This window comes from Salegentibacter sp. (assembly GCF_036568425.1).
Taxonomy (GTDB): domain Bacteria; phylum Bacteroidota; class Bacteroidia; order Flavobacteriales; family Flavobacteriaceae; genus Salegentibacter.
Map to the genome: position 1 here is coordinate 1 of NZ_DATCSO010000043.1, position 15,638 is coordinate 15,638.

Sequence of the window (15,638 nt, forward strand, 5' to 3'; positions counted from 1 at the left end):
AACTTCCCCCATAATTGAAGAAATAGGTGCCATTGTTGGTGCTCCTACGCCATCCGGCAGGTTCTCGCGAACCATTGGAATACGTTCACTTACAATCTGTCTTGCCTTGTAAATATCGGTCCCCCAGTCGAATTCCACCCAGACGATTGAAATTCCCGCAGCTGAAGAAGAACGAATCCTTCTTACATTCGGGGAACCATTCATCGCGGTTTCAAGCTGGTAGGTTACTAATTTCTCTACCTCTTCCGACTCCATTCCGTGGGCTTCGGTAAGTATGGTCACAGTAGGCGCAGTAAGGTCGGGAAATACGTCCACGTTCATCGTACGTGCGAAGTAAAACCCGGCAACACTAAGTACCACCGCTGCCAATAGCACCAAAAGCCGGTTATGAAGTGAAATTGATAATATTTTATTTAACATCTAATTTCTGTTTCTGGATTAATGTTCGTGCCCGTGGCCAGGTGTTTCCCCAGACATTGATGCCATCTTCACCTGGTAATTACCGGTAGTCACTACAACTTCGCCAACTTGAAGCCCGGCAAGAACCTGTGCGCTTTTTCCATTTCGTTTCCCAATCCTCACTGGTCTTCGCTCAAAGCTTTCCCCACTGGTCTGTACGATCACAGAATAATTCCCGTAATCTTCAAGCAACGCAGCTTCAGGTACAGTAATCCCTTCTTCAGCTGTGCCCAGGGCGATTTGCACCTCGGTAAAACTACCCTCGGGCATTTCCACGACATCCTCAACGCTTATATAAACTGGGATCATTGGTTTACTATCTTCTACTTCCTTACCAACCGATATCACTGAAGTCCCTTCTAATTCATTCCATTCCCCACTGTCACTTCTGTACCAGACCTTCGCGATAGATTCCTTGCTCGGGTTGTAAGAGGCACTTAATTGCGTTCTTAGAAGTCGGGATTGATGCGTACCAATGGAGATTAGATTGGCACCCTGTTCTACATAATCTCCGTTAGAAGTATTGATAGCTTTGATAAAACCGTCAAAAGGAGCTCGAATCTGTTTTCCGCCCGCTCCGTAATTGGAGGCTAAGGCCTGATAATTCGCTTCGGCTACCCGATAATCACTCTCCACTCTTTCAAATTCAGACTTAGGTACAATCCTGTCTTCGTAGAGTTCTTTTTTCCGTTCATACTCAGCTTTAGCTTGATCGTACCTGGCTCTAGCCTGGGCGATCTCCGCCTGGACATTATTGGAAGAAAGGCCTTCACTGCTCAGATTCATTAACAATTCACCTCTTTTTACCTCGGAACCTTCGGTAAGGTTTTCTGATACAAAATTCACCATTCCATTAGCGCCTGCAGCAAGGGTTTTATAAGTTCCGGGCGCAGCCTGCCATACTCCTGAAGTATTTACGATGTCGTAGATTTCTCCCCGGCTAACCGGTGCGGTCTGAAAATTGATCTTCCAGGCCTGCTCCTTTAGAAAACTGATATCACCATCTTCTGCCTCCGAAACATTTTCTGAAGCTTCTGCGACTGAAGGGTAAACCTTTACGTCTTTAATTACGATCCTGTCTGAATACTCTGGAGTTTTAAGGTCAAAAACCAGGTCATAAACTCCGGGCTCCTTTGGTTGTAAGGCGGGAGAAAAAATCCCGGGTGATGAAGGTGAGTCCACCTTATGGCGTATTCCGCTTTCACCTTTAATCAAACTAACCGTAACGGAACCTTCCCTTACCGGCTGGTGTTGGTCAAGAACAGTAAAATGGGCCGCGAATTTGCTGGTTTTCCCTTCCACAAGGGCCGGAAATTCTACAAAGAGCTCCGTCTGCTCTGTCCAGATGGTTTTGCTTATCGCAGGAACACCGGTGCTAAGGTGATTTCCCTCTGCATCATGAGCGTGATCCTCTTCCTCGTTGTTTCCGCAGGAAATCAGAAAAAGAGGTATTAATAATACTATAAGATATTTCATATTTTAATTTCAGGTTTAATGATCATGATGCTCGGTTCCATCATCGTGGGTGTGCTGATCGGTTTCCTCGTGCGTATCTAAAGAATCTTCACCTACCTTGAATTCTTCCTGTTCCATATGATCCTCGTCCATATGGCTGCCGTCTTCATTATGGGGATGACCATGCTCTTCTTCCTCGTGCGCGTGAGCTTCAGCTCCCTCCTCGTGTTCATGGCCGTGATCTTCATTTGATGTTTCTCTACAAGCGGAAAAACTGAATACTAATATTGCTGCGAAAAATAAGTTCTTGAAATTCATAATGTTTGTTTTTTATTTATAATTGATGTTTTAAAAGTGCTGCTTTTAACTGAAAAAGCTCTTTCTGCATTTCCAGCATATTGTTAAAGGCTTCACGGTAGAATTCTACCTCCCGGTAATAATCCAGAAATGAAAATTCTCCAAGGTTATAGGCTTTAAATAAAAGTTCCTCCGATTTTAAATCTTCGAATGTTTCACTGTATTCCTCGTATTTGCTCTTTAGTAACTGGTATTGCTGATAATTTTCCTGAAACCTCGTGTAAAATTCGGCAGTTTTAGCCCTGGTATTGTCCTGAGTGTACCCCAGATTAGCTTTGGCTGCCTTTACTTTATTTTTACTGTTCCAAAGTGGAATGGAAAGTCCACCAAGAAACCCGGAATAATTACTGGAATTTACGCCCTGGTAATTGTAACCAATAGTTAGATCAGGGAGAATTTTATTCTTCTCCAGTTTGAGCTGTTGCTCTGCGACAGCTTGCTGAGAATTGAGCATCTGAATCTCTGCATCGCCAGAAAGTTTTTCTTCCCATAACGTCTGCAAATCTGCAATTTCAGATCCATCAAAGAACCGGACCTCCGCTTCCTGAACCGGGTTTCCCCCATTCAGCTTCCGAAGTTTCATCAGCGTATTCTTGATACTGATTTCTATTTGATCTATTTCAAACTGTTGCTGCAACCAGGCAATCCTGGCCTTATTAAGCTCCAGAATCCCGATCTGTTCCGCATCGAATAACTGCTGAATCTGATCGTAGACTTGTTTTGCCTGCGCTACTCTTTCCTGCTCCAGTTCCTGTCGTTGCTGCAAATTTTGCAACTCCAATAACTGTAGTTTAGCTTCCAAAAGAACCTCCTGGCGCAAGCTTTTGTATTCCAGCTCCAACAAATCCTTTTGTTTAGCTATCCTTTTTCCACGGGCACCATAAACCGTTGGAAATTCAAATCGCTGAGAAATCTGGTACTCATAATAATCATCGGTCTCGTGCTCGCCAAACGGAAGATAAAAGGCTGAAACCTGCGGATCCTGCAGGTTATTCTCTGTCCTGTTACTTAAATTCTGACTGGCAATAAAAGACTGATACGCTTTAAGCTGCCTGTTATTCTCACTTATCTCCTTCAGAATAACATCCGGCCCGGTTTGCTGGGCAAATGAACTGATAGAGATAAAGATTCCGCAGACAGCAGAAACAAAATATCTGTACATAAGTGTGATTTTAGTTTAATCTATATACTGAGTTCAGTCTAATGTCCATAGACATCAAACTCACTAAAATTAAACTAAGTAGGGAGGCCCCCGAAGGGATAATTGTGATAAATAAGGATTAAAATATCTTGATGGTGGCTGATAGTTTTCGAATAAATCAACCAGGTTTTCTTCAAATAATGCAGTTTGGGTTGAATAAAACTCAAATAATTGCTTTTCAGCATTTACCTTTTTTGGAGCGACCTGCTCAATGGAAATTTTAACAACAGGCACTTCAGAATTACTTCCTCCATGTGAATGCATTCCCAGCAGAAAAGAAAAAAGATCCTGCGAAGTTTCAGAATCCTTTTCATGATCATGATCCTGGTTATGGTCTAACGAAGCATGTTCGTGCGTCTCGGCGTAATCATGATGCAGGTGAGGTATTATTTGATGTAAAAGCATCAGGGAAAATAATCCCAGAAGAGAAAAAGCTTTTATTTGAATTTTTAACTGCACCGGTCAAATATATAAAAAACTAACTGTTTTTCTACCTCTTTATAACTGATTGGAAAATAAGTAACATGATAGTCTAAAACAATTGGTAGTTTTTAATATTCCTCATTTGAAATGGAAAGAGTACCATTTTAAATTTCTGGTGAAACAGCTCTCTCGTTTCGGACCACAGTCCGCCAGCTTTTCATAACCCACCTCCCTTTCTCTGGACACTTTAATTTATAAGTTTGTATCTAAATTAAAATATTAATTATGAGCCGGTACATTTTATGTTATAACTTGTTATCCTCATGAAGGATGTTGATATATTCCTAAATCTTTCAAAATCAAGGTGAAAGAACCACTCCCCTATATAATAAGATCTGAAACTATTAACCTTTAGAAATGGAATAGCCGGTTTAGACTCACAAACAGGAGTGATACTTTCTATGTCTTCACACACGCACAAGTAGGCCAATGACATCCGACGCTATTGCGTCAGGCGTCATTGCTTCTCTTTGGCCTGTTACAACTGGTTATCTACCAGCCCTTATCACTTAGAAGTCATCTAAAGAAACAACTTAAATCCTCCGTTTACCACGAAACCGTCTACCGGAGCATAAATATCCCTAAATTGGGGGTTGTTCACAGAACCGGTGAAAATAGAATCAAATCGGGTTTGCCTGGTGTCGGTGAAATTTTCAAAATTCAGAAAAATAGAAAAGTCCTCCCAAAGTTTTTCCATCATCAGGCCAAAGATCCAGTAAGATTGTCCGGTAGTACCATCGCTCAATTCTTGTTCGCTAAAATAATAGCCCTCCAGTCCGATTTTCAAACTTTCTTCAAGTTCATACATCAAAACATTATTTAGCCTGTGTTTGGAAACCAAAGGCATAAGACTTTCAACTCCATTTTCTGTTCTGGTTACATCGGCAAAAGTATAGCCGGTAAAAAGTTTAAAATTCTGGTATCCCAGTTTCAGGTTTGCTTCCAAACCTTTGCTTTCCACATAGCCTTTCGGCTGCACATATTCAAACATACCTCCGGAAGGCTGCAAAATGATGGGATTGTCGATCTTGGTATAAAAGAATAAAGTATTGCTGGTAAAATCTACAAGATCAAAAAGTTCGGTGCGGTAGTTAATATCGAAATTTCCCCCCAGGGAGTTTTCAGCTTCAATTGTGGAAACATCGATAGGCAAAACATTTCTAAACTGAAGTCTCTCTGCATCTTCTGTGAAAACCGACGGGGTCTTATAACCCAGGCCACCACCTATTCTACTGGTTATAGCATCAGAAATATTAAACATTGCTGAAATCCTGGGTAATACAAACCAGCCGTATTCATTCTGATAATCGGTTCTCAGTCCCGATTCCAGTTGAAAAAAATCACTGGCTGTCCAGTTATTCTGAAGAAAAAGCCCATAAGTATAATGTTCATAATCTACCACGGGGCGATCATATAGCTTATCCTGGTTAAAACGATCTACCCATAAATTAACACCGGCAATCCATTCAGAATTCATTTTTTCCATATTGATGGAAACCTCATTATAAGAGGCTAACTGGTTTCCGGCGAATTTAAAATCTCCGGTTTCCAGGCTGCGATCAAACAAACTGAGACTATGTTTAAAGTTTAATCGCTTGTTGTCGCTCCAATTATGTTCGAGTCCGGCCTGCAGGGTATATCTTTCAGTTTTATTTCGTTCAAAATAAGGATCGGTTACAGCTTCTCCGTTTAACCAATCGATATCACCACCGGTGCGTTCCTCCATAGTGGCATTAACTCCAAAATCCATCCTGGTGTCCTCAGAAAATTCAAAAAATATCCTGGGATTAAGGGTGAATCGGTTGAATTCAGGGATAGCGGTAAGGCCGATATCAGCAGGATCATAAGGGCTACCCATATTGAAGGAAGCAAATACTGTTGTACCGAGTTTTCCGTAGTCTTCAGAATAAAAGCCGCTAAGGTCCAATCCCAGGGCCGAGGTTCCGTTCAGCATAAAATTTAATTCCCTTTCTTCCCCCGGAGTTTTGGAAATCAGGTTTACCAACCCCGCAATAGCACCCCCTCCGTAAAGCGTAGAAGAAGAACCTTTAATTACCTCTACCTGTTGTAAATCCAGGGGCACGATTTGAAGTAAACTAAGTCCTCCTGAAAATCCTGAATATAAAGGATAACCATCCTTCAGTAGTTGGGTATACTTCCCATCCAGTCCCTGGATGCGAATGCTTGAATTATACGAGGTAGCTGAGGTTTGCTGGGTCTGAATTCCCGTTGTTTCGTTAAGCAACATTCTTATGTCACCGGGTTTCATATTACCTTTTTCTGCCAACTCCTCACCCGAAATCACCTCAACCCTGGTGGGTAAATCGGCAATTGTTCTCCGGGAACGGGTAGATCGAATCAGCACTTCCTCCATTTCTTCACCTGAAGGCTCCAGATATACCTGAAGCACTTCAGAAGAGGTTCTTGGGAATTGAAGTGCAATTTCTTCGGTCTCGAAACCTAAAAAACTAAATTCAATAATTTGATTCCCATCCGGAATGTTTACCAATCGTATTTTTCCATCCATATTGGCCGTGGTGCCGATATCAGTTCCTTTTACGATAACATTAGCTCCTAAAAGGGGAGTTTTATCTTCGTTGTTATAGATTACAGCCTCGAGAGAATTTTGTGCATTAACACTTAGTGCGATACAGCATACCGCAAGACTTAAAAATATGTTCTTCATTGTATTTTTTATTTATTGATCAAATAGAATAATTCAGCAGGAAGAAAAGCAACGTGGCGGTTGCCATAAACGATCAATAAATTCCCTCTCAGAAAAGGAGGTGTAAGTTTTAATGTGTTTTCCAGGGTGTTTTGAGAAAATTTCAGGTTCCGCTGGGGAAGTAGAGAAAGAGATAACAAATCCCGGGCAGGAACCACAATTCATAAAAGGAGAGCAAAGATTAGAATCCTCATGCTCATCCTCAACTTCTGAGTTTGTATTTTGCTGATGAGAAGCTTCACAGGAATCAAAACTACAACACGGAAACCCGGAAAGCAACATACCTATTAACCCGAAGATGATCCCTAGAATTTTCATGCTTCAAAAATAAGAATAATCTAAAATAGGCGAAATTAACCTCTCAAAATTTCCCTTTATAGAAAGAAGTCTATAAATGGAGCTAACCTCAACTTTTTTATATTCTAGACTACGACTGCAGGAATTTATTACCAAACTATATTTTTCAGAAAAATTATTTGGCCCCTCTTTAATTTTAAAAAGGTGTAAACCCTTCGATGGAAATCTTAACTGGTAATGAGCAAATTATTGAAAAACCTGCTTAAAATATGATTGCCATCATTTTTCTTCATTTATTCTTTAGAGATTTTTGTGGACTGATTACCAGTCTATTAAAATAATGAAATCAACTCAGAAACTAATCGAACTTATAAAAAATGGAGATGCCATCGCAATTCTGGCTGAAGACTCATTGATAGAGGGTTTCAATGAACTTCTAAAATACGATTTAATGGATATCGTAGATGATAAGATTATTTTAACACCAAAAGGTGAGAAAGCAATGGATATAGGTTTGGATAATATATTGAGTGAATTGAAGGCCCCAGAGCACCAGAAGTTTTTTAAAAACTATAGCTAATACCTCAACCAATTCTATTTTAGTAAATTTTTGTAATACTGATATCCCCATGCATGTCATCAATTATTTCCTTCATGATAATCAATCTGGCATTTTCTCTTAATGCTGGTTTAGGTACCATAGTTAAAACGTAAAATAAGGAGAAATCCCATAAGGAATATCCACTTATGCCTTTTTTTCAAAACCGAAGACAAGAATCATCGTTATTCCCCAAAAAACAAAAATGTGCATTTATTTTTATATAAAGATAGTATTTACATAGCTAAACCTCTACCGAATTCTGGACAAACAAGAGGTAAAATTAACCAGGTGTGAAGTAGAAACAGGATAAAAAATAATACTCCTAAGATTAGAGCGTGAATAATGTAATTTGACTCACCGGTTGGTTTTATTTTTGGCCAAAGTAGTCCAAATGCTCCGGCAATAAAAAATAAGAATGGGAGTCCCGATATTAAAACTAAAAATTTCAGGCTAGCATCTTCAACCATTCCTCCATAGATTGCAATACCAATTACAATCGCTAGTATAATTAATATCCAGAAAATCACCCTGGTTGTTTTGGTAAGTACTTTAACCATAAGTCTTAAATTAAATAATAGAGCTATTAAAACTAAGACTTTAAAATATTTTACTTAATGATAAATATCATTTGCAAGGTGTTTTGAGACCTTAATTCATTCAAAGCACATACAAGAAACCAAAGCTAAAATGTCTAACGGGCGCAGGCCAAGCTCCACCCCTCCGAATTTCAACTGGTTTTTACTTATATACACTCAAAAAATAATGCATGATTTATTTTTTCTTTTCTGAAATTCCAATTTTAGTTAGCAGTTTTTTTAAATCTCGATTATTTCCATACAACACCATTACATCACCATAATGTAATTTTGTTTGCGCCGAGGCTACACCCTGTACCAAAGAAACATTTTTATTGGTCCTATCTCATTTTTCTCGCCGGAATTTTGATGGTAGTTAGCACAATGATATTAAAAGCACGCTTTAACCTAACTCCTGTAGGGTTTGTATATCATATCCAATGGGAAATGTTCGCCATTCCAACTATTATTACATAGGTATCTTTAAGTGGCTAGTTGGTCACCGCGTTAAAATCTGTCCCATCCAGGCTTATCGAATGAGTAATCTTTTCCTTTATAGCTTTAACACGATCCATGTTACTGCCAACTCAGCACGTCATTTCCCATGGAAGTCAGTTTCTCAGCCAGGGAAGCGCCAAAATTTCCTAACCCTATTTTTATATATTTCATATTCTTAAATTTTTGATCAATATCTCTTCTGAAGGATACAGGTAATTAATTTTTCTTATGTTTCAAAGCATCGCAACAAGTACCCTAAGCACACCTATCCTTCCTATAAACATATTCGCAATTATTAACAGCTTAGAATAACTACTAAGGCCTGCGGTAATTCAGAATATTTGTTCGGGAGGTGAAAAGACTTCTGTCAAGACTTAGGTAGATCATAAAAGATATTTCCGCGGAAAAAATAGCTGAAATAACTGGCAAAGGTCAATATCATAAGGTCTCCCAACTAACTTAGGATCATGATGACACTCTGCCAGAAGCCTGTAAAAAAATCCCGGTGTCTATTACGATGAACCCGGTAAAAAAACCGTGCTGGTAGTTATAAAAAATTCAGCAACCAGGGAAATGCCTGAATGGGTGGCTTTAGGAAAAAAAATGGTCCCAGAAAAATGATTAGCATAAAGCTCAAGAGCAGAAGTTCATTTCAAAATGAGTGAGGCTGAAATATCGGGTAATAAGCATGTCATTTTTTCTGATCGATTTCAGATAAAGATCAAAACATAGAGCGAAGAAATATTTAAAATAAGTTTTTTCCAAAAAGAGGGAACAGGTTTCAGATAATGATTTAACCATTCCGCTGCTCCCTCATCTAATAATGAAAAAACTGAAGTTTCCTGAGGCATTTCCCAGAAACCCTTTACTAACCTAAAACTTAACCATTCAGGTTGAAAATGTCCAGTAGCCCAAGTACGTACTTTTTATTTGTTTTTCCTAAAGGGGAAAACCCGTGGTTTTAACCACTGTATAATTTTATTGCAAGTAGTTTCATCAGGATAAATAGCAGTATCGACGTTGGTTTATTTGACCCATGTAATTTTATTAAGTTTTTCATTCCTTTTTTATATATCACCAATCAGGTCTACAAAACAAGTTTCCAGCTCCAATACAACATCCCTCAAACCGAGGATTTTCTATTGGGTTATATTTTATGATTTATCGGTTATGGCATATATAAAGCCATCTGAACTTCCAAAATAAATTACCTGATTTGCTATTACAGGAGAAGATAATATTGCTCCTGTATCGATAAAAATATCGGTATATAAAGAAGAAAGAGTAGGCATATCAGAAATATTGGCGGTTAATGATTTGAGCTTTTTCATATCCCTCTCGCCTTCACTATTAAATACATCCAGGGTATCATTTCTGCAACCAATCGTTTGAAACTCCCATTTAACATCACCATTGTTAAGTTCAATTCCATACAATCTGCCATTTGCTGAACCAATATATGCCATCTCCCCATCAATTGCCGGACTTGAAAAAGTGTAGGCTTTTGTTTTTGTTGCATAATTTATAGTTCCATTTTCCTTATTAATAGAGAAAAATCGAAAGGAATCAGATGAACCCGTATATAGGTTTTTTTTGCCGATAGCAGCTGTACTCGGCATCCAAGACCTGTCAAAATTATTATTCGTCCATAAAGTATCACCTGTTTCAATATTAAATGCATAAAACTTTGCATCTCTCGAGCCAATGTATGCTATGCCATTTTCCACTGATGTTGAGGCCTGAACTCCCTGCCAGATATATCGGGCAGTATCTCTCCCAGTGGTGTAAGTCCAGTTTTCTTTCCCGTTCCTGATATCTAAACTATAGATCTTACTATCCCAGGACCCTATGAGCAGTGAATTTTCAAAGATCGCCGGAGAGGAATGGATACTGGCTTCCGTTTTATAATTCCATATCATTTCTCCAGATTCAATATTGAGTGAATACACATGAGAATCACTTGATCCAAAATATACCTGATTGTTATTTACAATGGCTGATGATAGATAGAAATCCCAAAAATCTGGTTTAAAGGATCCGTTATAATAGTCTTTTACCTTAAATTTTGATTCTCCTTCGGTTTTAAATTTCCAAACCAGTTTTCCATCAGCCTGATTTAATGCGTAAAAGAAACCATCATAGCTTAAAAACATTACTTTCCCTTTTGCTACTAATGGCGAAGAATTAACAGGACCATTGGTTTCGTAAGTCCATTTAACTGTGCCCTTAGTTGCGTCTATTGCATATAGTTTATGATCTTCACTCCCTACATAAAGCATATTATCAACCAATACCGGGGAAGAAATAACCTGCCCCGCTGTTTTTACTTTCCAAAGTATGTCCGGCTCCTTTTTAACTGATTCCGAATTGTATTTTCCCGTATGTTGACTATCACTCATAAACATACCTTTATCTTGTGAAGTATTATTCTTCCTGTTATCACAAGAACTGAAAAGGAATAAAAGTAAAAGCGACAAAGCGATATGTATTGTATGGGGGGAATGATTGGTCATGATTGTTTTCTTTTCTGTTTTAAATTTAAAATGAGGCATAGAGTTATGTTTATGCATAACAGACCACTTCGGTAAACTTTTTTTTTAGGTTACAACAAGATTGAGTAAGCCACAAGCCCTGGATTTATGATTAATTAGCCTTATTACTCCTATACATTGCTTGTGTCGTTTGATTTACCCGTTCTTTAACTCTATTTCTATTCTGGCCTTTACAATTGATAGAACCTTTATTATATCCTTAAATTCAGTAGATGAATCATCATTAAAATCCATTAGGGTATGAGCATATCCATGATTTGGATAAAGATCATAAATCACAATTCGGCTTGTTTGTATTACTGTTCCCGGTGATTGTGTTCTCCGTATTTTTAGATTGAAGCAATTTTAATGACACAAAATAAACTCCATATGTAAGCTACCCCTAATTAGAACTGCTTGATAGTATAAAATTATTGTTTTTTGTTTTATCTCTACTTTCTATGGCAATATTAATTTTTACATATTCTATTGGGCCATTTTTTCTAAAGCTGCATAGGGTCTTAATTGATTGTAATCATCCATCCAAATTTGCTTGTACTATACCTTCATTTAAGTCTTCAAAAATATATTTAAAACTCTTCTTCTATAACTTCCATTGAATCGTTCAGTAATAGCAATCTGTGTAGATATTTCTGATGATGCATATTGGAAGTTGATTCCGTGCATCTGGCTCAATTCTGAAGCTATTATAGCAATAAATTCAGGTCTATAGTTCATTCTTATCTTCTTATACAAGCTTTAGATAGGCTAAAAGAACAAAAAAAGCCCTGACATCTCAGGGCTTTTATGATCAATAACTCTCTATTAAAAATAGGTAGGGCACAAATTATTAATCGACTATAAGAATAAAGAATCTAAATGAGAGGCAAAAAAATGTGAACTCAATGAGTTTTTTAAATATAAAGCCTTTTATCAAATATTTAGATATTATTCTATAAAATTCCAAAAAATTCGATAAAGGTCACTGTTTATCTTAATATTGTAATTAACATCCTATACTTTATTGGTAATGGTATTTCCAAAACCTCAAAATTTATTAACCTTAAGAGGTTTTCCCATCCAAAAACTCCTAAATCAGGCCGATATTCTTTCCGTTAGAGGCTAATTTTTAATTCCTAAAAAAAACCCAAAGTCTGATATTCACCTTTTTAAGCCCAATTTTCTTTCTAAATTTAATTGAGCGAATATGAGAAATAAAAAGCTTTGTCGAAGATTTTCAGACGCTTGCAAAAAATAGAATCATAATTACAAACCAAGACCTTTAAAATAATGCTGGATATATCGGAATTATCTGAGAAATCGATTAAGCAAATTTTAACAAAACTGGAACAAGAAAAGGAGTTAAGCTGTAGTCTTCCCGGGGGAGGAATGCTCCATATTGAAAAGGACCAGCCCTATTTAATTATTTACCGTCGGCGGAAAAACGATGCTGGCACCGCGCGTATAGTAATAAGCCAGGCTTCCTACCTCCTCATCGGAGACCAGGATTTTGAAGCTTACCAGGATTTACTTTTCCGGATATCAGATAGTCTGGCGAGCGAATTCAAGTCTTATCTGCTCTTTGAAATTTATGCAGGGGAGGCTGGCTCCAACTGTTTTACCATTAAAGGTCCGGCCCAAAAGCTGGCTTCTTCCCTGGAATTCTTAAAGGAAGAATTGGAAAAAATCAATACTCGCTTTTCAGGGCTTTATCTCAAATCTGAAATAAAGGACACCCCAAACAGGCAAAAGGAAGGCGAAGCTTCGTTAATGGAGATAGAGCAAACCAAACAATCAGGTGCTGTAGTGGTCGGTTTGGAAATTCCCCCGGTTTATCGAAATATGGAAGGAGAGCTCTACCCGGTATTTTTCCGAAGCTTTCGGGATTTTATCGTTAAGGCCATTCACAAAGCAATCTATGATTATATAAGGGTGCAAACTTCTTGCGGGGTGGCAAGTTTTCTGTCCCTGGGGAGAAAGTATCTAAAAGATAAGGTTTTTGAGATAGATAAAAAGCTGGGAGAAATAGAGAGTTCTTATGAATTCCTGTGGTTAATCTCGCCTTCTAATATTCACGAAATCAAGCAGGAGTTCTTTGATTCGAATTACGATAAGGTTCACGATTATCATTACCGTCTTTTACCTATAGATCCCGATGTGCTTAAACGGGAATTATTCAATCTTAAAATAGAGGAAATAGACGATCCCGCAATGTCTCATCTCTTCCGTGAAAAACGAGAAGAACTGGACCAGCAGATTACCATGCTCACCGAAAGAGGTACCAAAAACTTCTTTTATAATAGTATCAGGCTATATAAAGGAATAGACAACATTTTATGTGAAGAGGCTGGTAAACTCCTACGGGAAGTAGGTGAGGAAGAACCCGTTAAAGATGCCGAAATGATTGACTCTAAAGGTTTCTCAAGCCTTGCACGGCAGGAATTCGATTTCTTCAAAAAACAAGATGGAAAATTTAAAAGCAAGGTGCATATCCGTAGGGATGTCAATATCATGATGGTCTCCAAGGGGGAACTCTTTATACCTGAGGATTATAAAATGAATAAAACAGAAACTGATGCTTTAATCCAGCACGAGGTAGGCACCCATGTACTTACCTATTACAACGGCAGCCAGCAACCCTTGTCTTTATTACGTACAGGCCTTGCAGATTACGATCCCTTGCAGGAAGGCCTGGCGGTTATGGCCGAATATCTTGTAGATGGACTTACCGCAAACCGGCTGAGAACCCTTGCAGGAAGAGTTATTGCCGGATCGGCCCTGATGGAAGGTGGAGATTTTCAGCAAATATTCCGCCTGCTACACCAGGATTATGAATTCTCAGGAGAGAGAGCTTTTAACATCACCTCCAGGATTATGCAGGGAGGCGGCTTTTTAAAAGATATCATCTACCTCAAAGGCCTGGTGGAACTTAGACATCACCTACAGAACGGAGGCGAATTTGAACCACTGCTGGCAGGGAAATTCGGCTTAAAACATATCGGGATCATCAAAGAACTAACCGAGAGAAAAGTATTAAAAAAACCTGTGCTCAAGCCCAGCTATTTATTAACCGAAAACGTTCAAAACAAATTAAACCTAATCAAAGAGGGATTACCCCTTTCTAAAATGATAACCAGATGAAAATATGCTTTGTATTAAATGATGTGGAAACCGAAAAGGTAGGAACATCGGCACTACTTATGAATGCGGCCTTTAACCGTGGCCACGAGGTATTTGCTATGGGAGTTGGTGATTTTAATTTCCATCACGATGCCCCTATAAGTATTAATACCATCCATGTACCAAAAAATACTAAAACCAAATCTGCCAAAAAATTTCTCGAGATTCTACAAAGCAGTAAAGCGAAGAAAAAGAGACTGACATCCAAAGATCTTGACGTGCTTTTTATAAGAAATAATCCTACCGAAGAAGGATCGGGCCGGGAATGGGCCGAACAATCTGGAGTGGCCTTTGGGCGTATGATGCAACAGGAAGGGGTACTCGTTCTTAATGATGCCTATGCCCTATCCCACGCCTTTATCGATAAGCTTTATTTCGAAGAGCTTCCAGAATCTATTAAACCGGATTCCCTTATCACCCGTAGCAAAGAAGACATTCTTAAGTTTTGGGAAAAAAACGATAAAAAGATGGTATTAAAACCACTGGAAGGTTCTGGTGGAAGAGACGTGTATCTTATAGACGAAAATGAAAAGAATGTCAACCAGATTATTGAAACTATAATTCAGCAAGGCTATGTGATCGCACAGGAATTTCTTCCGGCGGTGAAAGACGGCGACGTTAGAATTTTGCTACTCAATGGCCGAGTGATGGTAAAAGACGGTGTTCAGGCTATTATTCGCCGCTCTCCGGGAGAAGGCGAATTCCGAAGTAATTTTACCCAGGGCGCCACGGCAAACAGCAGTGATCTTACTCCTGAAATGCAACGCATCGTCGATCTAACCGCTCCAAAGTTAATCCGCGACGGACTCTTCTTTGTAGGACTCGATGTGGTGAAAGACAAACTCATTGAGATAAATGTGCTTAGTCCCGGCGGGATGGAAAGGTTTAAGGATATTGGCCTGCCCGATTTTACCCCAATGGTTATTGAAGCTATTGAACGCAAAGTAGATTATAAAGAAATGTATAAGGGACAGCTCTCTAACCAGGTGCTGGCCACTATGGAATAAAATTGAAAAGAATGAGCAAGGAAAAAAAGGAGATTCCAAGAATTATAGGTCAATACACCAGTGGCAAAAAAGGACCGTTGCTTTTCGTTACCGGTGGTGTACACGGAAATGAACCCAGCGGCGTGCAAGCCCTGGAAAGGGTTTTTGCTGAACTGGAAAAGTCAAAACCGGAAATTGAAGGAACAATTATTGGCGTTTCAGGGAATAAAGAGGCGCTAAACCGGAACAAGCGCTTTCTAGAGGAAGATTTAAACCGTACCTGGACAGTA

The 15,638-nt window shown here is 38.7% G+C and carries 12 protein-coding genes and 1 pseudogene; 4 read left to right on the forward strand and 9 right to left on the reverse strand.

Annotated features, from left to right (window positions below; translation table 11 throughout):
• The 7 genes from VIM94_RS04640 to VIM94_RS04670 all read right to left on the reverse strand — a co-directional run.
• On the reverse strand, positions 1 to 420 hold a 420-nt coding region (locus VIM94_RS04640), incomplete at its 3' end, for an efflux RND transporter permease subunit (RefSeq protein WP_332038120.1).
• An 18-nt stretch (positions 421 to 438) separates the two neighbouring features.
• Positions 439 to 1,935: an efflux RND transporter periplasmic adaptor subunit gene (locus tag VIM94_RS04645; RefSeq protein ID WP_332038121.1), complete on the reverse strand. Its 1,497-nt coding sequence runs from the start codon at positions 1,933 to 1,935 to the stop codon at positions 439 to 441.
• 15 nt (positions 1,936 to 1,950) lie between these two features.
• Entirely contained in the window at positions 1,951 to 2,232 is a 282-nt protein-coding gene (locus VIM94_RS04650; RefSeq protein WP_332038122.1) for a hypothetical protein, read from the reverse strand.
• A 16-nt stretch (positions 2,233 to 2,248) separates the two neighbouring features.
• Positions 2,249 to 3,433 carry a TolC family protein gene (locus tag VIM94_RS04655; protein ID WP_332038123.1) on the reverse strand — a complete coding sequence of 395 codons (1,185 nt, stop codon included), beginning with the start codon at positions 3,431 to 3,433 and terminating at the stop codon, positions 2,249 to 2,251.
• Positions 3,434 to 3,502: 69 nt separating this feature from the next.
• A complete protein-coding gene (locus tag VIM94_RS04660) occupies positions 3,503 to 3,877 on the reverse strand; it encodes a hypothetical protein (RefSeq protein WP_332038124.1) in 375 nt (124 codons plus the stop codon).
• A 598-nt stretch (positions 3,878 to 4,475) separates the two neighbouring features.
• Positions 4,476 to 6,641: a TonB-dependent receptor gene (locus VIM94_RS04665; RefSeq protein ID WP_332038125.1), complete on the reverse strand. Its 2,166-nt coding sequence runs from the start codon at positions 6,639 to 6,641 to the stop codon at positions 4,476 to 4,478.
• 33 nt (positions 6,642 to 6,674) lie between these two features.
• Positions 6,675 to 6,998 carry a hypothetical protein gene (locus tag VIM94_RS04670; RefSeq protein WP_332038126.1) on the reverse strand — a complete coding sequence of 108 codons (324 nt, stop codon included), beginning with the start codon at positions 6,996 to 6,998 and terminating at the stop codon, positions 6,675 to 6,677.
• 319 nt (positions 6,999 to 7,317) lie between these two features.
• On the opposite strand from VIM94_RS04670, the gene VIM94_RS04675 reads away from it, so the two are divergent.
• Positions 7,318 to 7,557 carry a hypothetical protein gene (locus tag VIM94_RS04675; protein WP_332038127.1) on the forward strand — a complete coding sequence of 80 codons (240 nt, stop codon included), beginning with the start codon at positions 7,318 to 7,320 and terminating at the stop codon, positions 7,555 to 7,557.
• Positions 7,558 to 7,811: 254 nt separating this feature from the next.
• Here the strand turns inward: VIM94_RS04675 and VIM94_RS04680 are convergent, their stop codons facing one another.
• On the reverse strand, positions 7,812 to 8,135 hold the full coding sequence (locus VIM94_RS04680; protein WP_332038128.1) for a hypothetical protein: 324 nt from the start codon (positions 8,133 to 8,135) through the stop codon (positions 7,812 to 7,814).
• A gap of 1,670 nt (positions 8,136 to 9,805) precedes the next feature.
• A complete protein-coding gene (locus VIM94_RS04685) occupies positions 9,806 to 11,203 on the reverse strand; it encodes a PQQ-binding-like beta-propeller repeat protein (protein WP_332038129.1) in 1,398 nt (465 codons plus the stop codon).
• 1,269 nt (positions 11,204 to 12,472) lie between these two features.
• Between VIM94_RS04685 and VIM94_RS04690 the strand changes: the two genes are divergently transcribed.
• From VIM94_RS04690 to VIM94_RS04700, 3 genes and pseudogenes are all read left to right on the forward strand, one after another.
• Positions 12,473 to 14,323 carry a flavohemoglobin expression-modulating QEGLA motif protein gene (locus tag VIM94_RS04690; protein ID WP_332038130.1) on the forward strand — a complete coding sequence of 617 codons (1,851 nt, stop codon included), beginning with the start codon at positions 12,473 to 12,475 and terminating at the stop codon, positions 14,321 to 14,323.
• Entirely contained in the window at positions 14,320 to 15,369 is a 1,050-nt protein-coding gene (locus VIM94_RS04695) for a glutathione synthetase (RefSeq protein WP_332038131.1), read from the forward strand. The genes VIM94_RS04690 and VIM94_RS04695 overlap by 4 nt, the downstream gene beginning before the upstream one ends.
• A gap of 11 nt (positions 15,370 to 15,380) precedes the next feature.
• A pseudogene (locus tag VIM94_RS04700) lies at positions 15,381 to 15,638 on the forward strand (succinylglutamate desuccinylase/aspartoacylase domain-containing protein); the annotation flags it as partial.